We start from the raw sequence: 24,499 nt of genomic DNA on the forward strand, positions 1-24,499 counted from the left end.
AAAAAGCCGCCAGCCTTTCGACCAGCGGCTTTCCGATCGCGTGACGAAGCGAAATTAGGCGAACTTGACCGTCGTCTTGACGCTACGCTTGCGCGCAGCCGCACCGATCATGCCGAAGCCGAGGATCATCATGCCCCAGGTTGCCGGCTCGGGAACCGCGCCACCGGCGGCAGCCACGGTGAGCGAAGCGCCCGTATTCTCATAGACCAGCTGCGTGATCGTCGCCGGGAAGCCCAGGCCCGTGCCGGTGCCGGTCGCCGTCGTGATGCGGGCATAGCCGTAATTGACTGCGCCGGTAGCTTCATTGACGAACTTGAAACCTACGATGTGGCTGCCGCCGACCTGGAAGGCCGTCCCGACTGCCTGGCCAGTCACGAAGGTGCTGGTTGCGCCGATCACGAAACCGGCGGAGAGATCCAGCGCAGCCGAAGTGCCCGATGTCGTTCCGTTGGCAACCGTGCCGCCGGGGGAAGCGGCCGAGAAGAACGTCAAGCCAGCGCCGTTGTTGTACGGGTTCAAATCATAGCCCGGAACGGTGGTGGAGGACGTGCCGGTCGCGCCGGTGATGACGTTGATGTACACACCGTCGATATTGTTCGGCACCGAAATGCTCACGTTCGTCACTACCACAGCAGCCTGAGCTACAGACGGAAGCGTGATAAGCGCAGTTGCGGCCAAAAGGCTCTTCGTAATCATTTTCATTTCAGGATCCCCGTTTTACGCACGCCCCTTGCGCGCTCCCAGCGCTACTTCAGCAATAAGCATGCCAGTGGCGGATTTCCTAAGATTACGCTCAAAAAAAGTCGCGTTAACGAAAAAGTGTAATATATATTTACACTTTTTATTAACGAGTTCGTGGGTTTGCCGTAGATGGTCAGCCGCCTTTGGCAGGCAACAGCGCATGGCAGTCCGCAGTCGTCCAACGGACGACGCAGGGGAGAGTATTATCGTGCGGATTGTCTGAACGGACAACAAGATGTCGGTGCGCCGAAGCATGCTGGCAGCATTTGGCAGTATTTCTATTCATGGATAGCTGCCTGGCGCCCCTGCGCGAAGAGCCTCTCGAACTCGCTCTGATTCAAAGCGCCCAGCGCGACGACTGTCCCGGCCAGAAACGCAGGCGTTCCGGGAAAGCCCAGACCGAAGGCTGCACGTCGCGTTGAGCTTAGCTGCCGTTCGATCTCAAAGGCATGTGCTTGCAAATCACTTTGCACTTTCAGCCAGTCACCTCCCGATCGCTTTACGCATTCGCGCAGGATCGTATCGTCGAGCCGGCGGCGCTCCGACATCAGGCAAGAATGGAGCCTGGGATAGATGCCCTGCCGGTCAGCCGCGATGGCCACACGCGCCGCCCGCTCCGACGGCGCGCCGAAAATAGGCCAATCCTTATAAACCACGCGAATATGGCCATCCTCCACGATGGCGGCGGCCATCGCCGGATCGGCCAGCTTGCAAGCCGGGCATTGATAATCGGTGAAAACCACAAGCGTCAGCGTCGGTTCGGGCGACGATCGAGAGGGTGAAACTCGATCGTTCAGGAGGCTCTTCACGGTCTCGTTCGCACCCAGATCACGGCCGACCGGCACCGAGCGCCGCAACACACTTCCAATCCCGAGACCGAGCAGAACCAGGATCGCCAAAACGAGCATGTGTCGGACGGACCAGGACGCTTTCATCTATAGAGTGCCCGGTAGCCTTCCGCTTCGCATGGCACGACATACCGTACGTGCCGCAGTCCATTCTTGTCTTGGTATGTCCCTAATCATCGCAGCTAGACCATATTTACCAACTTCGCAGGAGCTTTATTTAGAAGCTGGCCTAAGTTGACGCGCGCCCGCTAGAAGGATGGTCCTATTCAGGGGAGAGCAGATGCCGCTGGATGCGATCGACTTGGCAACCGACGACGACGGATTAAGATGTAGCAAGCTGTTGTGAAATAGATGGTGGACGCACTTGGGCTCGAACCAAGGACCCGCTGATTAAGAGTCAGCTGCTCTACCAACTGAGCTATGCGTCCGTATCCGGTGCGGTGTCTTGTGGCGCTTTGGAGGGCACCACCGCGTTCGGGGAGGGCGCGAACTAGCATCGCTCGCGGAGAATGCAACCTCTTTTTGCCGGTTTGACCGCGCTTTTCGTTACCAGCGGTTGGTCTGGCGATTTTGGCGGTCGATCGACATCAGGATGCCGAGGCACAGCAGCACCGTGAGCTGCGCGGAGCTGCCATAGCTGATGAAGGGCAGGGGGATGCCGACCACCGGCGCGAGGCCCATCACCATCGACATGTTGATCGCGACATAGAAAAAGATCGTTGCCGACAGGCCGGCGGCGGCAAGACGGGCAAAACGGGTCTGGGCATTCAGCGCCACGTTTGCACCCCAGAAGATGATCGTCAGGAAGGCCGCGATCACGAGCACGCCACCGAGCAGGCCCCATTCCTCCATCATCGTCGCGAGCGCGAAGTCGGTGTGGCCTTCGGGTAGATAATCGAGGTGACTCTGCGTGCCGTTGAGGAAGCCCTTGCCGAAAATGCCGCCGGACCCGATCGCGATCTTGGACTGGCTGATGTGATAGCCTGTGCCGAGCGGGTCGCTTTCCGGATCCATGAAGATCAGGATGCGGTGACGTTGATAATCGTGCAGCACGTAGTTGAACGCGACCGGCACCAGCGCGCCGAGCGCCAGCGCGCCACCGACGAACAGGCGTAGCGGTACTCCCGCGAGGAACACAACTGTCACTCCGCCGGCCATGACCATAAGCGCGGTGCCGAGATCTGGCTGCTTGATGATCAATGCTGCCGGGATCAGGATGAGCAACGCGGCGGGCCAGATCGCGCTGAATTTGCGGGTTTCACCTGGTGGCAGCAGATCGTAGAATTTGGCGCAGGCCAACACGATGAACGGCTTCATGAATTCGGACGGCTGCAGGCGGATCACGCCGAGATCGAGCCACCGCTGGCTGCCGCCCCTGACTGCGCCTAGCAGCTCCACCGCGATGAGCGAAAAGACCAGGACGCCGTAGACCGGGAGGGCGGCGCTACCCCAGAAGGATTCGCGCACGCGGGACAGCAGGATCGCGCCCGAAAGCAATACGGCGAACCGCACGCCCTGATTGAGCGCCCAAGGCTGCCAACTGCCGCCCGCCGCCGAATACAGCACGACGAGGCCGAAGGCGCCGATCGCACACACGAGGAGGATGATCTTCCAGGGTAGTTGAGCCAGCGGAGCGGGGACGAAGTTGCGGGTGCTCATTGTGGTTCCGGCGATCCGGTGGTCTGCGCGACGCCGTTGCCGGTCGCGGTATCGTGCGCCTGCGCTTCGGCGGTGGCGTTGGCAGCCGCGGTGGCGGCTTCCACGGCGGGTGCGTCGGTGGCGGCGGCGGCGTCCTGCTCTGTCGCGGCGCCGACCGCTGGCGGCGGCGCGGAGGCGGCGGCGCGGTAGGCGGCGGCTTCGGCTGCATTACGCGTAGTGATGTCTCCGCCCCAGGTCGGCTCGAACTCGGCAAGCGATTTCAGCGCCATCTCGCGATCGAACATATAGGTCATGATGTCCCGCCCGGTGAGCGGCGTATCGAGATTGGCGACGGTATGGCCGTTATGCTCCAGCACGATGCCCAATGCGTATTTCGGCTTGTCGGCCGGCGCGAAGCAGACGAGCAAGGCGTGATCGCGCATCTTGAAGGGCAATTGGCCGTTCTTCAGCACGCCGCCGGCGCGTTCGGCCATGGTGATGCGGCGGACCTGAGCTGTACCGGTCTTCGCCGCCATCGCGACGCCGGGCACGAGCAGGCGCGCACGGCCGCCGGTGCCACCCTGATTGACCACGCCGAACATCGCATCGCGCACGATCGCGAGATGCTCCGCCGAAAAGGGCAGGGGCTCGGCGACCGGGGCAGGGCCATCGATCACCAGACGCGGCTTCAGATTCTTGCCCGACCCGATCCGCGCCGCCATCATCGCGAGCTGGAACGGATTGGCGAGTACGTAGCCCTGACCGATCGAGGCGTTGAGCGAATCCGCGACGGTCCAGGACGTCTTGTATTTCTTCTGCTTCCACGCGGCATCGGGCACCGTGCCGTAACGCTGAGATCCGAACGGCAGATCGTATTTCTGCCCGAGGCCGAGCGTGCGCGCGATCGGCGCGATCGTGTCGTAACCGACGCGCCGGGCCATTTCGTAGAAATAGATGTCGCAGCTCTGCATCACCGCGTTCTTCATATCGAGCGCGCCGTGCCCGCCACGCTTGTGGCAATGGAACACGCCGGTGCCCAAGCGCATCGCGCCGCTGCAATTGACCCGCGCGTGCGGATCGACCCCGGCATGGAGCAAGGCCAGGGCGTTCATCGGCTTGACCGTCGAGCCGGGGGGATAGAGGCCCTGCAGCGTTTTGTTCATCAACGGCACGTGATCGTTGTCGGAGAGCATCTTCCATTCGAGATGGCTGATCCCGTCCGAGAATACGTTGGGGTCGTAGGCGGGCATCGACACCATCGCGAGGATGTCGCCGCTGTCGCAATCGATCATCACCGCCGAGCCGCTGTTGGTGCCGAGGCGCCGGGCGGCATATTCCTGCAAACCCGCGTCGATCGTCAGTCGCGCGGTCTTGCCCGGCACGTCGGGGCGCGTCTCCAATTCCTTCACCAGCTTGCCGCGCGCGGTGACCTCGACGCGCTTCGCCCCGGCCTTGCCGCGCAGCGATGCTTCCAGCGTCTTTTCCAGGCCATCCTTGCCGAGCTTGAAGCCCGGCGTGACCATCAGCGGATCCTTGGTCTTGCGATACTGATCGGCGGACGCCGCGCCGACATAGCCAGTCAGATGCGCGACGGCCGGGCCGGCGGGATAGTTGCGCGAGAAACCGCGCGTCGGCGCGACGCCGGGCAGTTCGGGCAGGCGCACGCTGACCGCCGCGAAGCGCTCCCAATCGAGGTTTTCGATCACCTGCACCGGTTGGAACCCGGCGGCGTGCTTCAGGTCGGTATCGATGCGCTCGATATCTTCCGGCGGCAGACCGAGGATCTTCCCCAACAGGGCGAGAACGCGATCCTTGTCCTCCAGCCGATCCTTGATGATGTCGACGCGGAAATCGGTGCGGTTGTTGGCGATCGGCGCACCGTGTCGATCAACGATCCAGCCGCGCCGGGGCGGCACCAGCGTCATGTTGACGCGGTTGCTCTCCGACATCGCCTGATAATGTTCGTTCTCGGCGATCGACAGCCACGCCATGCGCCCGGCCAGCATCAACCCGACCGCGCCTTGTCCGACACCGAGCATGACCGCGCGGCGCGAGAAGCTGTAGGATTGCGATTGTTCGGTGGCGCTCCGCATGGGCCGGTCTATGCGCTCTCGCGCTTCCCATCAAGCCAAGCGCACAGGCGCGCCACGACTGGGAAGAGCATGATCGAGATGACCGCCTGCATCAAGAGCACGGTGTCGACATGCGCGACAATCGGCGTGGCGAACAACCGCCCGGCGATCAGGCAGAAGGCGATCGCGCCCGACGCGATCAGCCAATCCTGCCAGAAGTCGCGGAACACCAGGCGTTGTTCGATCAGGTCGATGGCGAAGAAGCAGAGCGTCCAGAGCAGCATCGCGCTGCCGAGCGGTTGACCGCTCAGCAGATCGTCGAACAGGCCGAGCGGCAGGGCCGCCCAGATATGGAAATTATCCGAGCGCATCAAACGCCAGCCGAGCAACATCAGCAGGCCGAGCGGCGGCAGTACGGGCACGGTGGCGATGAACGGCCAGATCGTCACCAACGATCCGAGCATCACCGTCAAGGCGGGCAGGGCGCGCGACAATTTCCCGGCCGGCGCGGGATCGAACGGGCCGCGCCGCGGCTGTGGTTGCGGTCGCTTCATTCGTCTGCCGCAGGTTTGGGTTTAGGCTTCGCAGTCGGGCTGGGGGCAGGGACCGGAGCCGGCGGCGGTGGGGGCAGGAAAATTTCCTGCACGAGCGCGAAATCCAGTGTGTCGGGGCGGGCGAAGCTGCGGGCGAGGGCGCTGTCCTGCCCGCGTTCTATCACCCTCGCGACCGGGATGCCGGGGGCGTAGATGCCGCCATTGCCCGATGTCACGAACACATCGCCAGGCGCGAGCGAGACGTTCGACAAGGTGCCAGCATTGATCTGCAGCAATCCATCGCCGCGCCCGTTGGCCAAAGCGACCAGACCGTCGCGGGTACGGCGCACCGGTACGCGGCTGTCGGCATCTGTGATCAGCAGCACGCGCGCGGTATTCGGCCCGGTCTCCAGAATACGACCGATCAAACCATCCGGCCCGCGCACCGGCTGGCCTTCCTTCACGCCCTGCCACGATCCGGCGTTCAGCGTGGCGGTGCGCCGCGTGCTGGACGCCGAGGAACTGACCAGACGTGCCGCGACGACGGGCACGGCGATGCGCTCGCGGATCTGTAACAGGGCGTTCAGGCGGCGATTGTCGCGCGATAGCGTGCGGGCGCGCAGCAACAATGCCTGCACGTCCTTCAATTCACGACGGAGTTCGGCATTCTTGTCGACGGTGTAGAAATGCTCCGAAATCTCCTCGGGGATCGCGGTGATGCCGCGGCCGATGCCGGCGATGCCGGAGGAGATAGGCGTAGTGATCTCCGCGATCGACGCGCGCAGCGCGGCGAAGGCCGGCGGGTTGAGCGTCGCAAGGGCAAGCAGGACCGCCGCGACAATCGCCCCGGCGATCGCGATGACATATCCCAGGAACAGACCGTATTGCGCCCGCCGCGAAAACCCCGGGCGCCGGTTGCGAGACGGCGCCATTCTATCCCTTCATCTGCCGCCCGGCCGCCAGTGACCGTGCAGGGTGCGATGCCTCGGCACCATGTGTCAGTCTAGCAGCGACGCGGCGCGGCCGAAACCGGGGCTTCAGGCGCTGTGCAGCACGCCGCGGAACATCGGATCCTCGAGCGCGCGACCGGTGCCCAGAGCGACGCAGATCAACGGATCGTCGGCGATCGTCACCGGCAGCCCGGTTTCGTCGCGCAACACTTCGTCGATGCCGCTGAGCAGCGCGCCGCCGCCGGTCAGGACGATGCCCTGATCGACGATATCGGCAGCCAGTTCCGGTGCGGTGTTTTCCAGCGCGATGCGCACGCCTTCGACGATCGCGCCGACCGGCTCGCTCAGCGCTTCGGCGATCTGGCCTTGGTTGATCTGGATTTCCTTCGGGACGCCGTTGACCAGATCGCGACCCTTGACGTGGATCGTCAGGCCGATGCCGTCCGCCGGGGGCTTCGCCACGCCGACTTCTTGCTTGATCCGCTCGGCAGTCGAATCGCCGATCAGCAGATTGTGATTGCGGCGGACATAGGAAACGATCGCCTCGTCCATCTTGTCGCCACCGACACGTACCGACGTGGTGTAGGCAAGACCACGCAGCGACAGGACGGCGACTTCGGTCGTGCCGCCGCCGATATCCACGACCATCGAACCGATCGGTTCGGTCACGGGCATGTCGGCACCGATCGCGGCGGCCATCGGTTCCTCGATCAGCCACACCTGCGACGCACCGGCGTTGGACGCGGCATCGCGAATCGCGCGGCGCTCGACCGAGGTGGAGCCGGAAGGCACGCAGATCACGATCTGGGGCCAGCGCAGGAACGGCTTCTTGCCGCCATGCACCTTGCGGATGAAGTGGCCGATCATCTGTTCGGCCACGTCGATATCGGCGATCACGCCGTCGCGAAGCGGGCGGATCGCCTGGATGCTGTCGGGCGTCTTGCCCATCATCAGCTTGGCGTCTTCGCCGACCGCCTTGACCTTCTTGACGCCGTTGATCGTTTCGATCGCGACGACCGACGGCTCGTTCAGCACGATGCCGCGCCCGCGCAGATAGACCACGGTGTTCGCGGTGCCGAGATCGATCGCCATGTCGTGCGACATCAGTCTGAACAGGCGCGAGAAGAAAGCCATGTATCGTTCCGTTATTGGCCGCCCCGTGCACGGGGCCGGCGGTGCGCGTCATCATCGGTTGCGAAACGGCTTATGGAACGGCGGCCTGAGCATGGGTGCCACGCTCAGGTTTGCCGTTCAGTTCCGGGTCGCGGGATGCCGTCGCTTGGTCTAGAGCAACCCCCATGTCAATACGACGCCTGCCCGAACATCTCGTCAATCGTATCGCTGCCGGTGAAGTGGTCGAACGGCCAGCCAGCGCGTTGAAGGAACTGGTCGAAAACGCCGTGGATGCGGGCGCGACCCGAGTCGATGTACGCCTGTCGGGCGGGGGAATCGACGGCATCGAAGTGATCGACGACGGGTGCGGCATGACGCCTGCCGACATGGCGCTGGCGCTGGAGCGCCATGCGACATCGAAGTTGCCGGATGAGGCTATCGAAAACGTCGCAACGCTCGGTTTTCGCGGCGAAGCGTTACCCTCGATCGCCAGCGTCGCGCGGATGACGCTGGAGAGTCGGGTGCGCGGCGATGCTGGGGCCGCCGGGGGCTGGGCGCGCGTGGTGGATAACGGGATGGTCGTGTCGGAAGGGCCGGCGGGGGTGCCGCCGGGCACGCGCGTACGGGTCGAAGGACTGTTCGCGCGGGTGCCGGCTCGGCGCAAGTTCCTGCGGTCTGCGCGCTCGGAATATGCCGCGTGCCTCGATGTGGTGAAGCGACTGGCGATGGCACGGCCCGATATCGGTTTCTCGGTCGAGCATGACGGGCGGCGCGCGCTGCAGGTGGCGGGCGGCGATAGCCTGCCGCAGCGCGTCGCGGCGCTGACCGACAAGGGCATGATCGACAACGGCGTGCCTGTGGATCTGGAGCGCGAGGGGTTGCGGCTCGGCGGGATCGCGGGACTGCCGACGTTTAATCGCGGCATTGCGGATCACCAATATCTGTTCGTAAACGGCCGGCCGGTGAAGGATCGTCTGCTGATCGGCGCGATCCGCGGTGCGTATGCCGAGATGATGCCGCGCGACCGGCACGCGATGGTCGCCCTGTTCCTCGACGTGCCGAACGACGCAGTGGACGTGAACGTGCATCCGGCGAAAACCGAAGTGCGCTTCCGCGAACCGGCGATGGTGCGTGGACTGATCGTCAGCGGGCTGCGCCGGGCGCTCGACGAGGCGGGCCATCGCAGCGTGCAGCGCCCGAGCGAGGATGCGATGGCGGCTTGGACCAGCGAAGGTCATCCCCGCGAAGGCGGGGATCCCGCTTCTTCCTTCTTCGCGCCCGTGGAAGGCAGCGGGATTCCCGCCTTCGCGGGGATGTATGTAAGCGACCGCCGCCCGACCTTCATCGCGCCGCCGATGGCGCGCGCCGAACCTTCATACGCGCCGCCGCCGGAAACGATCACCCACCCGCTCGGTGTGGCGCGAGGGCAGGTCGCCAAGACCTATATCGTCGCCGAAGCCTCGGACGGCCTCGTATTGGTCGATCAACACGCCGCGCACGAACGCCTCGTGCTCGAACGGATGCGCAAGGCGATGGCGGAGGGCGGCGTCGCGAGCCAGGCGCTGCTGCTGGCCGAGGTGATCGAACTCGACGAACCGGCCTGCGATCGCCTCGAAGCGCGCGCGGCGGAACTCAGCGAATTCGGTCTCGACCTCGAACGCTTCGGCCCGCGCGCGATGCTCGTTCGCGCCGTGCCCGCTTTGCTCGGGCAGAGCGACGTTGTCGGCCTCGTCACCGATCTCGCTGACGAACTGGCCGCGTTCGACGAGGCATTGTCGCTACGGGAGCGGCTCGACGCGGTCGCGGGCACGATGGCATGCCATGGGTCGGTGCGGGCAGGTCGCGTGCTGTCGGTTGTCGAGATGAATGCCCTGCTCCGTGAGATGGAGGTCACCCCGCATTCCGGCCAGTGCAATCACGGTCGCCCGACCTGGGTGAAGCTGGCGCATGGCGATATCGAGAAGCTGTTCGGGCGGAAGTGAGCGGCCTGCGTCACCTTGCGTTGGTGTAGGCCGGCAAATTGTCGGCGAGGAAGCGGCTGTTCTCCTGGCGAACCCTGGCGGCCGCTTCATCGTACAGGAACGGCAGGTAGGCGTAGCGCCGCCCGCGCGTGACCGGCGTCGCCTCGTGCAGCAACGAACAGGAGAACACCACCGCGCCGCCGACCGGCGCGCGATAGGTGCGTGGCCCGAATTCGGGGAAGCGCAGGTCGCCGCCCTCGTAATCGTCGTTCAGGTTGATCGTGACGGCGAAACGGCGATGCGCGGTGCCGCGCGTGGTGTTGTCACGATGTGGCTGGAAGCAGCCGCGATCGGCGGCGTCGTAGCACGCAACGAGATAGCGCTCGATCCGCGTCGCCTCGAACTGGAAGGTGCGGCGGATCGCCGGGACGAGGCGGGTTGAAAGGCGTTGCTGTATGATGTCGATCATGGCGGAATCGACGAGTTCGTGATCGTTACGGCGCTTGAAGGTGGGATCGATGATGAGGGAGGTCTTGCCCTCGATCTCGCGCATGAAGCCGGATGGTGCGCCGCCCGCTGTATCGTAGAGGTCGATCAGCCGGCGGCACATTTCGGGTTCGAAGACGTGCGGTACGGTCAGTATCGGCGCCCAATTCTGCCCTAAGTCGGCCATCGCGCGCACGACCGCGTCGAGCGCTGCCTCGGGCTCGGTGATCTTGAAACATGCGATCGTGTGCATGGCCCGATCCAGGAGTACGAAATGCGGCTGATACTGGATCGTGCCGTCCGCGACGCCGGTATGCGCGCCGTAAAGAGCGCTCACGGCGCCGTCGATATCGAGGAAGTGGCGAATGCCGGGTATGGATTGTCCGACGCGGTTCTGGCTCGCGTCCGACGCATCCATGCTCACGCCGAAGAAGCTGGCGGCGATATCGTCGAACATTGCCCGCCGCGCGATCACCGCGTCGATCGCGGCACGCGCGACGGGGTTGGCCGCGGAACCGTAAAAGAGCATTAGGCAGATCCTGCCGCCAGCCGCGCTGAACGTCCATTGATCCGGTCCTCCGATCGTGGGGGCCGTGAACCATGGCGCGGATTCGCCGGGATCGAGGGGCCGCTGTCGAATCACGTCGCTGGTCATGGCGGATATGGTAGCGCGGCAATGTTTACGAAACCGACGGCTGGCGCGACGCATGCTCAACCGCACATATTGTCCCAATTCGGTTCATCCTGGAAAAGGTTCGCTACGTCGCAGCGATATTTCCGTTCATCCACTGGAAACCTTTGGGTCCGGTGCGCATTTAGGGATCAGGTCCTCAGATCACGAAGTGAATTCCACATGAAGAGCATTGCCCCATTGATCTTCGCACTGATCCCGCTGGTCGCCGTCGTCGGCGCATGTGTGGCGGTGCCGTGATCTGAGCTTGCCGCTTTCTGTCTTCCAGGAAGCGGAAATTGTATGAAAAGGGCCGCCCGGACTTGTGCCGGGCGGCCCTTTTATTTTCCGGTTATCGATCGAACCACAAACCAAAAAGGCCGCCCGGATCGCTCCGGACGGCCTTTCTAGTACACAGAGCGAAAGCCTCAGCCTTCGGTCGTGGTCGCTTCGTCCGTTGCTGGCGCGTCGGACTGGACCTCGGCGGTCGCGCCCGGCTCGGCGTTGGGATCATAGGCTTCGACGAAACCGGCCTCGTCCTTCTCGAACATGGCCTCCATCACGTTGACGCCCTGCGCCTGCATCTCGGCCTCTTCAGGCGAGCGTGCGACGTTGACCTTGACGGTCACGGCGACTTCCGGATGCAGCGTGACCTTCACCTCGTACACGCCGATCGCCTTGATCGGCTTGTTGAGGACGATTGCCGACTTGGCGACCTTATGGCCTTCGGTTTCGAGCGCTTCGAGCAGATCGCGCACCGCGACCGAGCCGTACAGCTGGCCGGTGTTCGACGACTGACGGATCAGCGTGAGCGTGATGCCGTCGATCGACTTCGCCTCGATCTCGGCCTCGCCGCGGCGTGCCGCGTTGTCGGCCACGATCGATTCGCGGTTCTTCTCGAACACCTTGAGGTTGGCCGCGTTCGAACGTAGCGCCTTCTTGTTCGGGAGCAGGAAGTTGCGGGCGAACCCGTCCTTCACGGTGACGACGTCGCCGATCTGCCCAAGCTTCTCGACGCGTTCCAGCAGGATGACTTGCATGGGTCTGTCCCCCTTACTTAACGATGTAGGGCAGCAGGCCCAGATGACGCGCGCGCTTGATCGCCTGGGCGAGTTCGCGCTGCTTCTTGCCGCTCACCGAAGTGATGCGGCTCGGGACGATCTTGCCACGCTCGGACACGAAGCCCTGCAGCAACCGGACATCCTTATAGTCGATCCGTGGGGCGTCCTTGGCCGAAAACGGGCAGGACTTGCGGCGGCGGAAAAATGGGCGTGCCATTGTCTATATGCTCCTTATTCGCCGTCGAAGTCGCGACGCGGGCGCTCGGAGCGCTCTGGGCGATCACCACGGTCGGGACGGCCGCCTTCACGGTCGCTGCGACGCTCACGGTCACGATCGGACTTGCGCATCATGACGCTCGGGCCCTCTTCATGGCCCTCGACCTTGACGGTCATGTAGCGAATGATGTCTTCGTTGATCTGGGTCTGGCGCTCCAGCTCGGCGACCACGTCGCCGGGGGCGTCGATTTCGAGCATCACGTAATGCGCCTTGCGATTCTTGGCGATCTTGTACGCCAGGCTGCGCAGGCCCCAGCTCTCGGTCTTCACGACCCGGCCGTTGTTATCGTTGATGATCTTGGTGGCGTTTTCCGCCAGTGCATCCACTTGCGCCTGTGCCAGATCCTGGCGCGCAAGGAACACATGCTCGTAAAGAGCCATGTCTTGTCCTTCGTCTTGGCCGATCGCTGACGCCCGCACCATGCGAGACGCCCCTCCGGCTGTCGTACTCAAATAACGATCGGGGCAGAAAGCGTGCGCCTTCCACCCCGATCGACGGTGTCCATACAATCATACGAGCAAAACGCAACCGCTTCAGTCGATCTCGTCGTGGATTCCCGCGATCAACACTTGCGGGACAGCGGATTCAGGCACTTCGACCGTTTCGTCGCCCGCCGCCGTCCGCCGCGTCAGGCGATATATGAAGCCATCGGGATGCCCGGCGGGCGTAGACGCAGCGTGCGACGCGAATAACGCCATGACGCGATCTCGATCTTCGACCGACAACGCATCGAGCGAGATGGTGCCGCGACTTCTGATCCGCGATCCTGGCAGGCCGAAGCCCCCCAGGCCACCGATGCGTTCGATCGTCAGCACCATCGCCTCTCCATTCCGGCCGCGCACGTCTTGCCTGTCGTGTTGCTTGCCGTCGTGCGCGGCAGATTGCCGCCGGGGGCTACAGCCCGACGTGCTTCCAGCCGTAATCCACGGCAGCAGCAACAGCAGGCTTAGCCGGAAATAGCTGCGCGGCAACAGTGCGTGTGCGATTGGCGAAGTCCTTCATCCCGAGGTTCGGACTGGGACCGAAGCCGGACATCGACTTGTACCAGACCTGTCCGATCGTCTCCCAGCTTTTCCCCCCGGCCTTCATGCAGGCGGTGTAGAAAGCGAGATTGGGCGGCCCGCTGCTGTAATGCGGATCCATACCCGGTTTGATCTGGGAATATTGCGTGGGTTGCGGTGCCAAACAATGCTTCGCGGCGGGATTTGCCATGTCGCGTAGGCAGGTCAATCCCTTGGCGACTGCCGCCGGCCCCATAATGTCCTTGCCGATCAACCAATCGGCCTGAGCTGCCGTTTGGCCGGCTTCCCATTGGCGGAACATCGATCCGAAGCAGTCGGACAGACTTTCGTTCAGGCCGCCTGGTTCGTTCGAATAGACCAACTGCAATGTGTGCTGGGTCACGCCGTGGGTCAGTTCGTGTCCGATCACGTCGTTACCCCGCGAAAAGTCGAGGAAAATCTGACCGTCGCCATCTCCGTACGTCATCTGGGAGCCGTTCCAGAACGCGTTGTTGTAGAGGTTTCCGTAGTGAATCGAGGACAACAGCGCCATGCCGGCATTGTCGATCGAATAGCGCTTGAAGACCGACTGATAGAATTTCGCCAGCGAGCGAGTCTCGGTGAAGACGTGCTTGGCTGTCGGGTCTGCCGACGTACCCGGATTGTTGATCAATGCACCGGGCAGCGATTGGGTGTGGTTGCAGGTGTAGACCGAAACAGGAACCAGCTTGGTCGGGAAGGGAAACGGGATCGGGAAAGGGATGGGAAGTGAGATCATGGTCGACACTTCCGCCCGCATGCTCCGTATCTGACGGCGTTTGTTGTCGACGGCGGCGGTATCGACGAGCGCCTTTCGAGTGGCATCGGAAAATTCGGTATCCTTTGCGAGTTTGCGCAGGATGTCTTCCGGAACGATGTGACAGCAAACCATGTTTAAATCTCTTCTTGTTTGAGGCGACCTTGTTTTGTTATTGCTGAAAAATTGCACTCAATTTAAATCACATAGAACGTATAGTTCTATAAATTAACTGATGATTGCGAATGATGTTATTTTGTAATTCATTCGGCGAACAAGAGTCAATTGTTTAATTAATATATTCGCATCGAATATGGATGGATTATTATATTTTTATTTCAAACGAAATTAATTGAATAATCGAATATTTGCAAGATGTTGCTTTAGCACTTTGAAGACGATGCGATCACCGGCAACGCCGAGTAGCGTCGCCGGTGACCTGTTAGATATCAATTCGGGTGATTTACCGGATCGCGCCGGCGACGACCGCGGCGATCAGGCCGCTGGTGATGCCGACGAGCACCGCATCATTGCCCGAACGGACATAGTGATAGCCGCGCGGGGGCGCGCGCAGGCCGCGATACTGGCGATAGTCGATCTGGCGATAGTTCTGCGCATAGCGGCGGTCGAAGCGCTCGCCCTTGCGCCAGTTGCGATGCTGAGGGGCGGACTGGCGGGTGACGGTGCGCTGCACGACATCGCCGTTGCGGCGCACGACCGTGGTGTCGCGACGCTGCTGATATTGCTGCGCTTCGGCGACCGTGGCGGCGAGTGGCGACAATGCGACCGTGGCGGCCAATGCTGCGAGGATCATCTTCTTCATGGTTTTAACTCCCGAAAAACCCGGCGCCGTCTTTGGCGTCCTCCCCTAAATGGGTGGCAGGTGTCGCAGCCCCGTCCCAACTTCGCGGCGAAATGGTCGCAAATTGTCGCAAGCTTGCCGGGGGGATCGCGCTTGGCTAGTCCGGCGCGCCTGATCACGGAGCGAAACCCATGCGAGCATTCATCTTTCCCGGGCAAGGCAGCCAGGCCGTCGGCATGGGCAAGGCACTGTCAGACGCCAGCCCGGTCGCCAAGGCGGTGTTCCAGGAGGTCGACGATGCGCTGGGCCAGCATCTCTTCCGCCTGATGACCGAGGGGCCGGAGGATCAACTGGTGCTGACCGAGAATGCGCAGCCGGCGATTATGGCGAATGCCATCGCCACGTTGCGCGTGCTGGAACAGGAAGGCGGCGTGCGGCTGGCCGACAAGGCTGATTATGTCGCGGGACATTCGCTCGGCGAATATACGGCGTTGTGCGCGGCGGGTGCGCTGGATCTCGCGACGACGGCGATCCTGCTCAAGCATCGTGGGCAAGCGATGCAGGCGGCGGTGCCGGTGGGCGAGGGCGCGATGGCCGCTTTGCTTGGTGCCGATGTGGAAAAGGCCAAGGCGATCGCTGCGGCCGCTGCAGAGGGGGAGGTGTGCACCGTGGCGAACGACAACGATCCGTCGCAGGTGGTAATCTCCGGCGCGCGCGGCGCGATCGAGCGGGCGATCGCGATGGCGAAGGACATGGGTGCCAAGCGCGCGGTGCTGCTGCCGGTTTCAGCCCCATTTCACTGCCCGCTGATGCAGCCAGCCGCCGATGCGATGGAAAAGGCGCTGGCCGAGGCGCGGATCGACGCGCCTTTGGTGCCGGTGTTCGCCAACGTCACGGCGGCGGCGGTCAGCGATCCCGACACGATCCGCCGGCTGCTGGTGGAGCAGGTGACGGGCATGGTCCGCTGGCGCGAATCGGTGCTGGCGATGGCGGAGACAGGCGTGGAGCGGTTCGTGGAATTCGGCGGCAAGGTGCTGAGCCCAATGGTCAAACGCATCGCGCCCGATGTCGAGGCGACGAGTGTGATCACGATGGACGATATCGAGGGGCTGGTTAAGAGCCTCTGAAGCAGGTCGTTTACGCGAAGGCGCGAAAAAAGGGGGGGCGAAGCGATGAAGGATATCGAAGCTATCGCTGCCGATGTTGTCGATATCGCTTCTTCGCGCCTTCGCGTGACCCAAATCAACAGGAGTAATTAATGTTCGACCTTACAGGCATGACCGCGCTCGTCACCGGCGCATCGGGCGGCATCGGGTCCGCCGTTGCGCAGGCGTTGGCTGCGCGGGGGGCGCGGCTGGTGGTGTCCGGGTCCAATCTCGGCAAGCTGGAAGCGTTCAGGGATAGTCTGGGCGGGGATCATGTCGCGTTGCCGTGCAACTTGTCCGACGGCGCTGCCGTCGATGCGCTGGTGCCTTCGGCGGTCGATGCCCTCGGTAAGCTGGATATCGTCGTCAACAATGCCGGGGTTACGCGCGATAATCTTGTCATGCGGATGAAGGACGAGGAGTGGGACATGGTGATCCGCGTTAATCTGGAGGCGGCGTTCCGGTTGGCGCGGGCGGCGGCGCGGCCGATGATGAAGGCGCGGTTCGGGCGGATCGTTTCGATCACGTCCGTGGTGGGTACGACCGGCAATCCGGGGCAGGCGAACTATGCCGCTTCCAAGGCCGGTCTGGTCGGCATGTCCAAGGCGCTGGCGCAGGAACTCGCCAGCCGCGGCATCACCGTCAATTGCGTTGCGCCGGGCTTCATCACCTCGCCGATGACCGATGCGCTGCCAGACGCGCAGAAGGAGGCGCTCAACGCGCGCATTCCGGCCGGAAAGATGGGCGAGGGCGCTGACATCGGTGCCGCGGTCGTCTATCTGGCGAGCCGGGAAGCCGGTTACGTCACCGGGCAGACGCTGCACGTCAACGGCGGCATGGCGATGATCTGAGGTCGCCAGCCCCTTGCGCAGGCACCAAGCGCGTTCTACGTGCGTTCAGCAATTACCAAAAACCCCCAGCGATAGAGGGACGATACCATGAGCGAGACCGCAGACCGCGTTAAGAAGATTGTCGTCGAGCATCTCGGCGTCGAAGCAGACAAGGTCACCGAAGACGCGAGCTTCATCGACGATCTCGGTGCGGACAGCCTCGACATCGTCGAGCTGGTGATGGCGTTCGAGGAAGAATTCGGCGTCGAAATCCCCGACGATGCCGCCGAGAAGATCACGACCGTCAAGGACGCGATCACCTTCATCGACGAGCATAAGGACTGATCGGCGGGCATGGGTTTCGCGCAATCGCGCGGCCCGCGCCCTTCGATACCCGAGAAGACATGAACGGCTCCCCGTCCCGGCATATCGCACAGGGGCGGGGGGCCGTTCGCATTTGAAGAGATACGGAGAACAACCCATGCGCCGTGTTGTCGTAACCGGACTTGGCCTCGTCACCCCGCTCGGCGCAGATGTCGAAACGGCGTGGAAGAACATCATCGCCGCGAAATCCGGCGCGGACGTGATCACGCGCTTCGACGCGAGCGAGTATAAGTGCCGCATCGCCTGCGAGGTGAAGCCGGCGGATCACGCATATGGCTTCGATCCGAACAAGCGCGTGGACCACAAGGTTCAGCGGCAGGTCGATCCGTTCATCATCTACGGCATCGATGCGGCCGGCCAGGCGCTGGAAGATGCCGGCCTGCTCGACATGACCGAAGAGCAGAAATATCGCGCCGGCTGCTCGATCGGTGCCGGCATCGGCGGACTTCCGGGCATCGCCAGCGAATCGATCGTGCTGCACGAAAAGGGGCCGAGCCGTGTTTCGCCGCATTTCGTGCACGGCCGGCTGATCAACCTGATCACCGGTCAGGTGCAGATCAAATACGGCCTGATGGGACCGAACCATGCGGTCGTCACGGCCTGTTCGACCGGTGCGCATTCGATCGGAGATGCCGCACGGATGATCGCGATGGACGATGCCGATGTGATGCTCGCGGGCGGTGCCGAAGGCGCGATCTGCCCGTTGGGCATCGCCGGTTTCGCGCAGGCACGCGCGCTCAGCACCAATTTCAACGACACGCCGGAACGCGGCAGTCGCCCCTATGACAAGGATCGCGACGGGTTCGTGATGGGTGAGGGCGCGGGTGTCGTCTGCCTCGAGGAATACGAACACGCCAAGGCGCGCGGCGCGAAGATCTATGCCGAGGTGATCGGTTACGGTCTGTCGGGCGATGCCTATCACGTGACGGCGCCGCATCCGGAAGGATCGGGTGCGTTCCGGTCGATGGAAATGGCGATGCGCAAGTCCGGGCTGCAATTGTCGGATATCGATTACATCAACGCGCACGGCACTTCGACGCCGCTTGGCGACGAGCTGGAACTGAACGCGGTGCGCCGCCTGTTCGGCAGCAACATCGGCACGCTGTCGATGTCCTCGACCAAATCGGCGATCGGGCATCTGCTCGGCGGCGCGGGCGCGGTGGAAAGCATCTTCTGCATCCTGGCGATGCGCGATCAGATCGTTCCGCCGACGCTCAACCTCGACAATCCGAGCGAAAATTGCGTCGGTGTCGATCTCGTGCCGCACAAGGCCAAGGAGCGGAAGGTGAAGGCGGTGCTGAACAATTCGTTCGGCTTCGGCGGGACCAATGCTTCGCTGGTGATGAAGGCGATTTGATCTTCTTGTGTTGCTTCCCCGGCGTAAGCCGGGGCCCAGTCGGGAGCAGTTCGTTGGTTGATGCCGCGCTTCGTTACATCCACCTTCGCGACTGGGCCCCGGCCTTCGCCGGGGACGCGCCATAATGAGAAAGTTTGGCTGCCTCATTCTCATCATCGTCCTCGCCGCGCTCGCCGGCGGGTTCGTGGTCATGCAGCAATGGGGTCATGCCGGACCGTCGACACGCAACATCTCGATCCAGATCGCACCCGGCACCAGCCTGGCGGGCGCCGCCGAGCAACTGGAGAAGGCCGGGGCGATCACGTCTGCCAGCCGTTTCCGCCTGCTGGCCCGCGTGTTTGGTGGCGGGCAGGGCATCAAGGCGGGCGAGTATCGCTTGCCGGCGCATCTCAGCCAGTCGGATATCCTGAAGCTGCTGCAAGGCGGCAAGACATTGCAGCGCTTCGTCACCATTCCCGAGGGCTATCCTTCGGTGATGGTGCGCGACGCGGTGATGAAGGCGGACGGGATGACCGGCGAGATCGCCGTGCCGGTAGAGGGAACGATCCTGCCCGACAGCTACAGTTTCCAGCGCGGCTATGCGCGCGCTTTCATGATCGATCGCATGCAGCGCGCGATGACCGACTATCTCGCCGAGGCATGGGCCAAGCGCAAACCCGGCATCGCGGTGAAAACTCCGCGCGAGGCGCTGATCCTTGCCTCGATCGTCGAAAAGGAAACCGGCAAGCCTTCGGAGCGACGCACCGTCGCGGCGGTCTATTCCAACCGGCTGAAGCGCGGGATGATGTTGCAGGCCGATCCCACGATCATCTATCCGCTGACCAAGGGCCGCCCGCTCGGCCGTCGCATCCTGCGCTCCGAAGTGAGGGCGGTAAACGGCTACAACACCTACGCGATGGTCGGCCTGCCGGCTGGACCGATCGCCAATCCAGGGCGGGCGAGCATCGATGCGGTGCTCGATCCGGCGCAGTCGAACGCGCTGTATTTCGTGGCCGACGGGACGGGCGGGCATGTGTTCGCGGATACGCTGGAACATCACAATGCGAACGTGCAGAAATGGTATGCGATCAGGCGGTCGCGCGGCGAGATGTGATCTTTAGTTCCTCCCCGTGCCGGGGAGGGGGACCTCCCGGGTTCTTCAGTCGGGTGGTGGAAGGGGCTCTCCTCAAGCGTTGCGTTGCCGGCCCACCCCCTCCGTCGCGCTGCGCGCGCCACCTCCCCCTGCCGGGGAGGATTACGCTGCTTCCGGGATCGCCATCATTCCGGTCAACCACTCTAACGCCTCTTCGCGCGTGTCGAACACACGCAGGTTCGGCGCGTCGATCGTGCGTTTGACCTGCAACCGGTTCAGCATCGATCCGACCACGATCGCGACGGCGCGGGCGCGCTTTGCCTTGTCGTGGCTCATCACGCGATCGAAGGCCGATGCGATCGCTGGGGTCTGAACCGCGAAAGCGCTCGCATCGCTCAGCACCGCATAACGACGGCTTGCCAGCCGCAATTTCGTCACGTGATACAGCAGGGTGGCGGTGAAATGCGCGAACGTCGCGGCGGTCCAATGGCCTTCCAGCCGCAGGTGCAAGATGCCCGCCTGATCGTCGAAGCGAATTTCGAACATCGTCGGCGCTTAGCGCCGTTCGGTTAATTTCCGCCTAGTGCCGCCGCCGCGCGCGCCTTGGCCTCGACCTCGGCCATCGTTCCACCGATCACCCAGCTTCCGCCGACGCACAGGACGGGGCCGAATGCCAGCCAGTCCGGCGCGGTCGCTTCGCTGATGCCGCCGGTGGGGCAGAACTTCGCCTGATAGAAGGGCGCGGCCAACGCCTTGAGCGCTTTCAGCCCGCCGCTCGCTTCGGCCGGGAAGAATTTGAAGTGCGTCAGCCCGAGATCCAGCCCGCGCATGATGTCGCCGGCATTGGCGATGCCGGGCAGGAACGGCACGCCGCTGTCGATGATCGGCGTCGCCAGCCGCTCGGTCAGGCCGGGCGAGACGATGAATTCGGCGCCGGCCTCCATAACCTGCGCGAACTGATCGGTGTCCACCACCGTGCCCGCACCGACGATCGCGCCGGGCACCTTCTTCATTTCCTGCATCGCCTCCAGCGCGCAGGGGGTGCGCAGCGTCACCTCGAGCACGCGCAGGCCGCCGGCCACCAAAGCCTCGGCGAGCGGCCGGGCGGTGGCGATGTCGTCGATCACCAAGATGGGGATGACGGCGCTGGTCCGCATGATCTGTTCGATGCCGGTCATCGGCTGTGCTCCTGCGCGAAGGCAGCGGCGGCACCGTAGAGGCCGGGCTGCGGATGGATGATGAGCTTGACGGGGATCGCCGCCATCATGGTCTGGAACCGCCCCTTGGCGGCGAAGCGCTGCGCGAAGCCGGAGCGGGTGAAATGATCCTTCAGGCGCAGGCCGAGCCCGCCTGCGATCACCACGCCGTTCGCGCCGTGCGCCAGCGCCAGATCGCCTGCCACCGCGCCCAGGCTGAGGCAGAAACGGTCGAGCGCGGCGAGCGCCAGACTGTCCTTGCCCTCCAACGCCAGCCCCCAGATCGTCTTGTCGTCGAGCCGCTGCACCGCGCGGCCCTCGATATCGGCGAGCGTTTCATAGATCGCGACGATGCCGGGGCCGGAGACGATCCGCTCGGAAGATACGCGGGTGTAGGTCTTGCGCAGATGCTTGACGAAGGCGTCCTCGATCCCGTCGAGTGGGGCGTAATCCACGTGCCCGCCCTCTGTGGGCAGGACGTGATAGCCATGATCGGTATTGAGCACCTGTGCGACGCCGAGGCCGGTGCCGGGGCCGCACACCGTGAGCACGCCGGTGTCGGGGAAGGGCTCGTCTGGGCCAGCGAGATGCAGGAAATCCTCGGCGCGCGCCTGGGCTACGGCATGGCCGACCGCACCGAAATCGTTGATCAGGCTGAACGTATCGACCTGCAACCGATCGGGGATCAGCGCCGGGCGGATGATCCAGGGATTGTTGGTCATCTTGATTACCTCGCCGCCGATCGGCGAGGCGACCGCAATGGCGGCGGCGCGGGGCAGGGGCTGCCCGGCTTGCGCGCCGAAAGCCTGCCACGCGGTCTGCAGGCTGGCATAGTCGGCAGTCTTGAGCGTCACCGGCTCACCGAGCGAGACGACGCGGCCGTCCGCGACCTCGGCGATGGCGAAGCGGGCATGCGTTCCGCCGAGATCGACTGCTACGACCTGCATCATCATCCCTTACCAGCCCATCGCCGCGAGCATCGCCGATCCGCCGCGTTCCGCCTCGTTTGCGGTGGTGCGCATCAGTGCGAACATTTCGCGGCCCATGCCGATTGCGGGCGCGGGGGCCGGGGCGAAATCGCGTGCCGCCCATTCCGCCGGATCGACCAGGGCGACCAGTTCGCCGGTTTCCGCGCTCAGGCGGATGATGTCGCCGTCACGCACTTTGCCCAGGGGACCCCCGCCAAGCGCTTCGGGGCTGGAATGGATCGCGCAGGGCACCTTGCCACTCGCGCCCGACATGCGGCCGTCGGTGACGAGTGCCACACGAAAGCCCTTGTTCTGGAGGACGCCCAGCGGCGGCGTAAGCTTGTGCAATTCCGGCATACCGTTGGCGCGTGGCCCCTGGAAGCGGACGACGACCACGACGTCGCGATCGAGTTCGCCGGCCTTAAACGCATCCTGCACTTCCTGCTGGGTCGAGAATACGCGCGCCGGGGCCTCGATCGTCCACCGATCGCGCTCCACGGCGCTGACCTTGATGCAGGCGCGGCCGAGATTGCCGGCGAGGATGCGGAAGCCGCCCTCGGCCGAGAAGGGCGCGGTGGCGGGGCGGACGATGCTCTCGTCCTTGCTCGCGCCGGGATCGGCCCAGGCGAGCGTATCGCCCTGCATCTCGGGCTTGGTGCCGAAATCGGCCATCGTCTCACCGCCGGCGGTCAGCACGTCGCCATGCATCAGCCCGGCGGAGAGTAGTTCGCGGATCACGTACGGCATGCCGCCGGCGTCCTCGAACTGGTTCACGTCGGCCGATCCGTTGGGATAGACCCGCGCGATCAGCGGCACGATCTTCGACAGGCGATCAAAATCCTCCCAGTCGATCACGATCCCGGCACAGGCGGCGATGGCAGGCAGGTGGATCAGGTGGTTGGTCGATCCGCCGGTGGCGAGCAGGCCGATCGCGGCATTGACGATCGCGCGTTCGTCGACGCACTGGCCGATCGGGCGGTAATCGTCGCCCGCCGCGCCGATTTTGGCGATGCGGTGAACGGCGGCGCGGGTAAGTTCCTGCCGCAGCTTCGTGCCCGGATTGGCGAAGGCCGAGCCGGGGATGTGGAGCCCCATCATCTCCATCATCATCTGATTGGAATTGGCCGTGCCGAAGAACGTGCAGGTGCCCTTGCCGTGATAGGCGGCGATCTCCGCCTCGAGCAGTTCCTCGCGGCTGGCATCGCCGGTCGCGTATCGCTCGCGCACCGCGGCCTTTTCCTTGTTGGCGAGGCCGGTGCGCATCGGGCCGCCGGGGATCAGCAGCATCGGCAGATGGCCGAAGCGCAGCGCGCCCATCAGCAGGCCCGGCACGATCTTGTCACAGATGCCGAGCAACGCCGCGCCCTCGAACAGGCCGTGGCTGAGGGCGATGCCGGTGCTCATCGCGATCGTGTCGCGGCTGAACAGCGAGAGTTCCATGCCGGGATAACCCTGCGTCACCCCGTCGCACATCGCCGGCACGCCGCCCGCGACCTGCGCGGTGACGCCGGCCTCGCGCGCCCAGACCTTCATTTGTTCGGGATAGCGATAATAGACCGCATGGGCCGAGAGCATGTCGTTATACGCGGTGACGATGCCGATGTTCATGGCCTGGCCCGGCTTCATGACGTCGCGGTCCTCGTCCGTCCCGGCATAGCCGTGCGCCAGGTTCGCGCAGCCGAGCGACGGGCGTTCGAGGCCATGATCGCGCTCATGCCGGATCAGCGCCAGATACGCGTCACGCGTCGGCTTCGATCGCGTGACGATGCGATCGGTTACGGCCCCGATTTCGGCATGCAGCGCGGTCATCGTCATTCGCTCCAGTGGATGTCCACGGGCAGTTCGGCATCGGCCAGCACGCGCCCGATCGGGTATTTCGACGAGGGGCCCTGTTTGATCGCATCTTCGATCACCTTGCGCTTGGCGTCGCCGGTGACGGCGATCATCAGCGCCTTGGCCGAGACGATCGCGGCGCGGCTGAGCGTGATGCGGGCGACCGGTGCCTCGGGCGGCAACGGGTCGGGCATGACGCCAAGTGCGCGGCGCTCGTTCGGGCCGGCAATCGCTTCCTCGAAATCGGCACCGGGGAAGATCGATGCGGTATGGCCGTCGGCACCGACGCCGAGCAGACACAGGTCGAGCGGCCAGTGCAGATCCTGCATCAGCGCGTCAGCGGAACGACCGGCGGCCTTGTAGTCGGCGGCCTTGTCGCTGACGATCGGCATCACCCGGGCGCCCTTGGGCAGGAAGGTCTTGGCGATCATCGTTACGTTGGACAGTGGATCGCCGAGCGGCACGATGCGCTCGTCGGTCGGGATGATCGTGACGCGCTTCCAGTCGAGCTTCGTCTCGGCCAGCTTGGCGTAGATCGGGATCGGCGTCTTGCCGCCCGACAGCGCGATGACCGCAGCACCGCGCGCATCGATCGCGCTTTCGATGACGAAGGCGATGTCACCGGCGACGGCCGCGGCCATCTCCTCGGCATCTTCGTAATCCCACCATTCGATTTCGTGTTCGTCGCTCATGATAACTCCATTTCGTCACCCCGGACTTGTTCCGGGGTCCACTCATCCGCCATTCCAACGCGCGTGTGGCACG

At 63.9% G+C, this 24,499-nt stretch carries 25 protein-coding genes and 1 tRNA gene; 6 read left to right on the forward strand and 20 right to left on the reverse strand.

Going from position 1 to position 24,499, the window contains the following annotated elements; genetic code table 11:
• Nucleotides 1-54: 54 nt before the first annotated feature.
• The 8 genes from U1738_RS00815 to U1738_RS00850 all read right to left on the reverse strand — a co-directional run bounded on the left by U1738_RS00815 (nucleotide 55) and on the right by U1738_RS00850 (nucleotide 7,916).
• On the reverse strand, nucleotides 55-624 hold the full coding sequence (locus tag U1738_RS00815) for a PEPxxWA-CTERM sorting domain-containing protein (protein WP_332787141.1): 570 nt from the start codon (nucleotides 622-624) through the stop codon (nucleotides 55-57).
• A 395-nt stretch (nucleotides 625-1,019) separates the two neighbouring features.
• The gene (locus U1738_RS00820) at nucleotides 1,020-1,640 is read right to left on the reverse strand and encodes a DsbA family protein (protein WP_332787142.1); all 621 of its coding nucleotides are present in this window, start codon (nucleotides 1,638-1,640) and stop codon (nucleotides 1,020-1,022) included.
• 301 nt (nucleotides 1,641-1,941) lie between these two features.
• Nucleotides 1,942-2,017 (reverse strand) — tRNA-Lys (locus tag U1738_RS00825).
• A 118-nt stretch (nucleotides 2,018-2,135) separates the two neighbouring features.
• A complete protein-coding gene (rodA, locus tag U1738_RS00830; protein ID WP_332787143.1) occupies nucleotides 2,136-3,248 on the reverse strand; it encodes a rod shape-determining protein RodA in 1,113 nt (370 codons plus the stop codon).
• Complete coding sequence (gene mrdA, locus U1738_RS00835; protein ID WP_332787144.1) at nucleotides 3,245-5,320, reverse strand: penicillin-binding protein 2; 2,076 nt, start codon at nucleotides 5,318-5,320, stop codon at nucleotides 3,245-3,247. Before mrdA ends, rodA begins: the two co-directional genes overlap by 4 nt.
• Before the next feature lie 8 nt (nucleotides 5,321-5,328).
• Nucleotides 5,329-5,853 (reverse strand): rod shape-determining protein MreD, encoded by a 525-nt coding sequence (gene mreD, locus U1738_RS00840; RefSeq protein WP_332787145.1) that lies wholly within the window; start codon nucleotides 5,851-5,853, stop codon nucleotides 5,329-5,331.
• The gene (mreC, locus tag U1738_RS00845; protein ID WP_332787146.1) at nucleotides 5,850-6,764 is read right to left on the reverse strand and encodes a rod shape-determining protein MreC; all 915 of its coding nucleotides are present in this window, start codon (nucleotides 6,762-6,764) and stop codon (nucleotides 5,850-5,852) included. The genes mreD and mreC overlap by 4 nt, the downstream gene beginning before the upstream one ends.
• A 105-nt stretch (nucleotides 6,765-6,869) precedes the next feature.
• A complete protein-coding gene (locus U1738_RS00850) occupies nucleotides 6,870-7,916 on the reverse strand; it encodes a rod shape-determining protein (protein ID WP_055779595.1) in 1,047 nt (348 codons plus the stop codon).
• A 164-nt stretch (nucleotides 7,917-8,080) separates the two neighbouring features.
• On the opposite strand from U1738_RS00850, the gene mutL reads away from it, so the two are divergent.
• Nucleotides 8,081-9,877 carry a DNA mismatch repair endonuclease MutL gene (gene mutL, locus U1738_RS00855; protein WP_332787147.1) on the forward strand — a complete coding sequence of 599 codons (1,797 nt, stop codon included), beginning with the start codon at nucleotides 8,081-8,083 and terminating at the stop codon, nucleotides 9,875-9,877.
• Nucleotides 9,878-9,887: 10 nt separating this feature from the next.
• Here the strand turns inward: mutL and U1738_RS00860 are convergent, their stop codons facing one another.
• From U1738_RS00860 to U1738_RS00890, 7 genes are all read right to left on the reverse strand, one after another.
• Nucleotides 9,888-10,997 (reverse strand): 2OG-Fe(II) oxygenase, encoded by a 1,110-nt coding sequence (locus tag U1738_RS00860; RefSeq protein WP_332787148.1) that lies wholly within the window; start codon nucleotides 10,995-10,997, stop codon nucleotides 9,888-9,890.
• 443 nt (nucleotides 10,998-11,440) lie between these two features.
• Nucleotides 11,441-12,052, reverse strand: a complete 612-nt coding sequence (rplI, locus tag U1738_RS00865) for a 50S ribosomal protein L9 (protein WP_332787149.1) — start codon at nucleotides 12,050-12,052, stop codon at nucleotides 11,441-11,443.
• 13 nt (nucleotides 12,053-12,065) lie between these two features.
• Nucleotides 12,066-12,290 (reverse strand): 30S ribosomal protein S18, encoded by a 225-nt coding sequence (gene rpsR / locus U1738_RS00870; RefSeq protein ID WP_034158365.1) that lies wholly within the window; start codon nucleotides 12,288-12,290, stop codon nucleotides 12,066-12,068.
• A gap of 14 nt (nucleotides 12,291-12,304) precedes the next feature.
• Nucleotides 12,305-12,730 (reverse strand): 30S ribosomal protein S6, encoded by a 426-nt coding sequence (gene rpsF, locus U1738_RS00875; protein WP_332787150.1) that lies wholly within the window; start codon nucleotides 12,728-12,730, stop codon nucleotides 12,305-12,307.
• Between the two features lie 153 nt (nucleotides 12,731-12,883).
• Nucleotides 12,884-13,321, reverse strand: coding sequence for a protealysin inhibitor emfourin (locus U1738_RS00880; RefSeq protein WP_332787151.1), 438 nt, complete (start codon nucleotides 13,319-13,321; stop codon nucleotides 12,884-12,886).
• Nucleotides 13,245-14,339: a M4 family metallopeptidase gene (locus U1738_RS00885; RefSeq protein ID WP_332787152.1), complete on the reverse strand. Its 1,095-nt coding sequence runs from the start codon at nucleotides 14,337-14,339 to the stop codon at nucleotides 13,245-13,247. Before U1738_RS00885 ends, U1738_RS00880 begins: the two co-directional genes overlap by 77 nt.
• A 271-nt stretch (nucleotides 14,340-14,610) precedes the next feature.
• A complete protein-coding gene (locus tag U1738_RS00890) occupies nucleotides 14,611-14,970 on the reverse strand; it encodes an RcnB family protein (RefSeq protein WP_332787153.1) in 360 nt (119 codons plus the stop codon).
• A gap of 170 nt (nucleotides 14,971-15,140) precedes the next feature.
• On the opposite strand from U1738_RS00890, the gene fabD reads away from it, so the two are divergent.
• The 5 genes from fabD to mltG all read left to right on the forward strand — a co-directional run bounded on the left by fabD (nucleotide 15,141) and on the right by mltG (nucleotide 19,758).
• Nucleotides 15,141-16,076: an ACP S-malonyltransferase gene (gene fabD / locus U1738_RS00895; RefSeq protein WP_332787154.1), complete on the forward strand. Its 936-nt coding sequence runs from the start codon at nucleotides 15,141-15,143 to the stop codon at nucleotides 16,074-16,076.
• A 131-nt stretch (nucleotides 16,077-16,207) separates the two neighbouring features.
• A complete protein-coding gene (fabG, locus tag U1738_RS00900; RefSeq protein WP_332787155.1) occupies nucleotides 16,208-16,945 on the forward strand; it encodes a 3-oxoacyl-[acyl-carrier-protein] reductase in 738 nt (245 codons plus the stop codon).
• An 87-nt stretch (nucleotides 16,946-17,032) separates the two neighbouring features.
• Nucleotides 17,033-17,269 carry an acyl carrier protein gene (locus tag U1738_RS00905; RefSeq protein WP_034158361.1) on the forward strand — a complete coding sequence of 79 codons (237 nt, stop codon included), beginning with the start codon at nucleotides 17,033-17,035 and terminating at the stop codon, nucleotides 17,267-17,269.
• Nucleotides 17,270-17,405: 136 nt separating this feature from the next.
• Nucleotides 17,406-18,665, forward strand: a complete 1,260-nt coding sequence (gene fabF, locus U1738_RS00910; protein WP_332787156.1) for a beta-ketoacyl-ACP synthase II — start codon at nucleotides 17,406-17,408, stop codon at nucleotides 18,663-18,665.
• Nucleotides 18,666-18,789: 124 nt separating this feature from the next.
• The gene (mltG, locus tag U1738_RS00915) at nucleotides 18,790-19,758 is read left to right on the forward strand and encodes an endolytic transglycosylase MltG (RefSeq protein ID WP_332787157.1); all 969 of its coding nucleotides are present in this window, start codon (nucleotides 18,790-18,792) and stop codon (nucleotides 19,756-19,758) included.
• Nucleotides 19,759-19,899: 141 nt separating this feature from the next.
• On the opposite strand, the gene U1738_RS00920 is transcribed toward mltG, so the two are convergent.
• Genes U1738_RS00920 through pgl form a run of 5 tightly spaced genes read right to left on the reverse strand, consistent with a single transcriptional unit; the run spans nucleotide 19,900 to nucleotide 24,426 of the window.
• A complete protein-coding gene (locus tag U1738_RS00920; protein ID WP_332787158.1) occupies nucleotides 19,900-20,283 on the reverse strand; it encodes an STAS/SEC14 domain-containing protein in 384 nt (127 codons plus the stop codon).
• A 23-nt stretch (nucleotides 20,284-20,306) separates the two neighbouring features.
• On the reverse strand, nucleotides 20,307-20,915 hold the full coding sequence (eda, locus tag U1738_RS00925; RefSeq protein ID WP_332787159.1) for a bifunctional 4-hydroxy-2-oxoglutarate aldolase/2-dehydro-3-deoxy-phosphogluconate aldolase: 609 nt from the start codon (nucleotides 20,913-20,915) through the stop codon (nucleotides 20,307-20,309).
• Nucleotides 20,912-21,880: a glucokinase gene (gene glk, locus U1738_RS00930; protein WP_332787160.1), complete on the reverse strand. Its 969-nt coding sequence runs from the start codon at nucleotides 21,878-21,880 to the stop codon at nucleotides 20,912-20,914. Before glk ends, eda begins: the two co-directional genes overlap by 4 nt.
• Before the next feature lie 9 nt (nucleotides 21,881-21,889).
• Complete coding sequence (gene edd / locus U1738_RS00935; RefSeq protein ID WP_443026961.1) at nucleotides 21,890-23,716, reverse strand: phosphogluconate dehydratase; 1,827 nt, start codon at nucleotides 23,714-23,716, stop codon at nucleotides 21,890-21,892.
• Nucleotides 23,713-24,426, reverse strand: a complete 714-nt coding sequence (pgl, locus tag U1738_RS00940) for a 6-phosphogluconolactonase (RefSeq protein ID WP_332787162.1) — start codon at nucleotides 24,424-24,426, stop codon at nucleotides 23,713-23,715. Before pgl ends, edd begins: the two co-directional genes overlap by 4 nt.
• Between the last annotated feature and the right edge of the window lie 73 nt (nucleotides 24,427-24,499).

It is taken from the genome of Parasphingomonas caseinilytica (assembly GCF_036663755.1).
Lineage (GTDB): Bacteria > Pseudomonadota > Alphaproteobacteria > Sphingomonadales > Sphingomonadaceae > Sphingomonas.

What these genes read in the sequence shown, in the direction of transcription:
- U1738_RS00920 (WP_332787158.1), bottom strand. Translation starts at nt 20,283, where the DNA reads ATGTTCGAAATTCGCTTCGACGATCAGGCGGGCATCTTGCACCTGCGG.
- rplI (WP_332787149.1), bottom strand. Translation starts at nt 12,052, where the DNA reads ATGCAAGTCATCCTGCTGGAACGCGTCGAGAAGCTTGGGCAGATCGGC.
- rpsF (WP_332787150.1), bottom strand. Translation starts at nt 12,730, where the DNA reads ATGGCTCTTTACGAGCATGTGTTCCTTGCGCGCCAGGATCTGGCACAG.
- mrdA (WP_332787144.1), bottom strand. Translation starts at nt 5,320, where the DNA reads ATGCGGAGCGCCACCGAACAATCGCAATCCTACAGCTTCTCGCGCCGC.
- edd (WP_443026961.1), bottom strand. Translation starts at nt 23,716, where the DNA reads ATGACGATGACCGCGCTGCATGCCGAAATCGGGGCCGTAACCGATCGC.
- eda (WP_332787159.1), bottom strand. Translation starts at nt 20,915, where the DNA reads ATGACCGGCATCGAACAGATCATGCGGACCAGCGCCGTCATCCCCATC.
- rpsR (WP_034158365.1), bottom strand. Translation starts at nt 12,290, where the DNA reads ATGGCACGCCCATTTTTCCGCCGCCGCAAGTCCTGCCCGTTTTCGGCC.
- mltG (WP_332787157.1), top strand. Translation starts at nt 18,790, where the DNA reads ATGAGAAAGTTTGGCTGCCTCATTCTCATCATCGTCCTCGCCGCGCTC.
- fabD (WP_332787154.1), top strand. Translation starts at nt 15,141, where the DNA reads ATGCGAGCATTCATCTTTCCCGGGCAAGGCAGCCAGGCCGTCGGCATG.
- fabG (WP_332787155.1), top strand. Translation starts at nt 16,208, where the DNA reads ATGTTCGACCTTACAGGCATGACCGCGCTCGTCACCGGCGCATCGGGC.
- U1738_RS00850 (WP_055779595.1), bottom strand. Translation starts at nt 7,916, where the DNA reads ATGGCTTTCTTCTCGCGCCTGTTCAGACTGATGTCGCACGACATGGCG.
- mreD (WP_332787145.1), bottom strand. Translation starts at nt 5,853, where the DNA reads ATGAAGCGACCGCAACCACAGCCGCGGCGCGGCCCGTTCGATCCCGCG.
- rodA (WP_332787143.1), bottom strand. Translation starts at nt 3,248, where the DNA reads ATGAGCACCCGCAACTTCGTCCCCGCTCCGCTGGCTCAACTACCCTGG.
- mutL (WP_332787147.1), top strand. Translation starts at nt 8,081, where the DNA reads ATGTCAATACGACGCCTGCCCGAACATCTCGTCAATCGTATCGCTGCC.
- glk (WP_332787160.1), bottom strand. Translation starts at nt 21,880, where the DNA reads ATGCAGGTCGTAGCAGTCGATCTCGGCGGAACGCATGCCCGCTTCGCC.
- U1738_RS00860 (WP_332787148.1), bottom strand. Translation starts at nt 10,997, where the DNA reads ATGACCAGCGACGTGATTCGACAGCGGCCCCTCGATCCCGGCGAATCC.
- mreC (WP_332787146.1), bottom strand. Translation starts at nt 6,764, where the DNA reads ATGGCGCCGTCTCGCAACCGGCGCCCGGGGTTTTCGCGGCGGGCGCAA.
- pgl (WP_332787162.1), bottom strand. Translation starts at nt 24,426, where the DNA reads ATGAGCGACGAACACGAAATCGAATGGTGGGATTACGAAGATGCCGAG.
- U1738_RS00905 (WP_034158361.1), top strand. Translation starts at nt 17,033, where the DNA reads ATGAGCGAGACCGCAGACCGCGTTAAGAAGATTGTCGTCGAGCATCTC.
- fabF (WP_332787156.1), top strand. Translation starts at nt 17,406, where the DNA reads ATGCGCCGTGTTGTCGTAACCGGACTTGGCCTCGTCACCCCGCTCGGC.
- U1738_RS00890 (WP_332787153.1), bottom strand. Translation starts at nt 14,970, where the DNA reads ATGAAGAAGATGATCCTCGCAGCATTGGCCGCCACGGTCGCATTGTCG.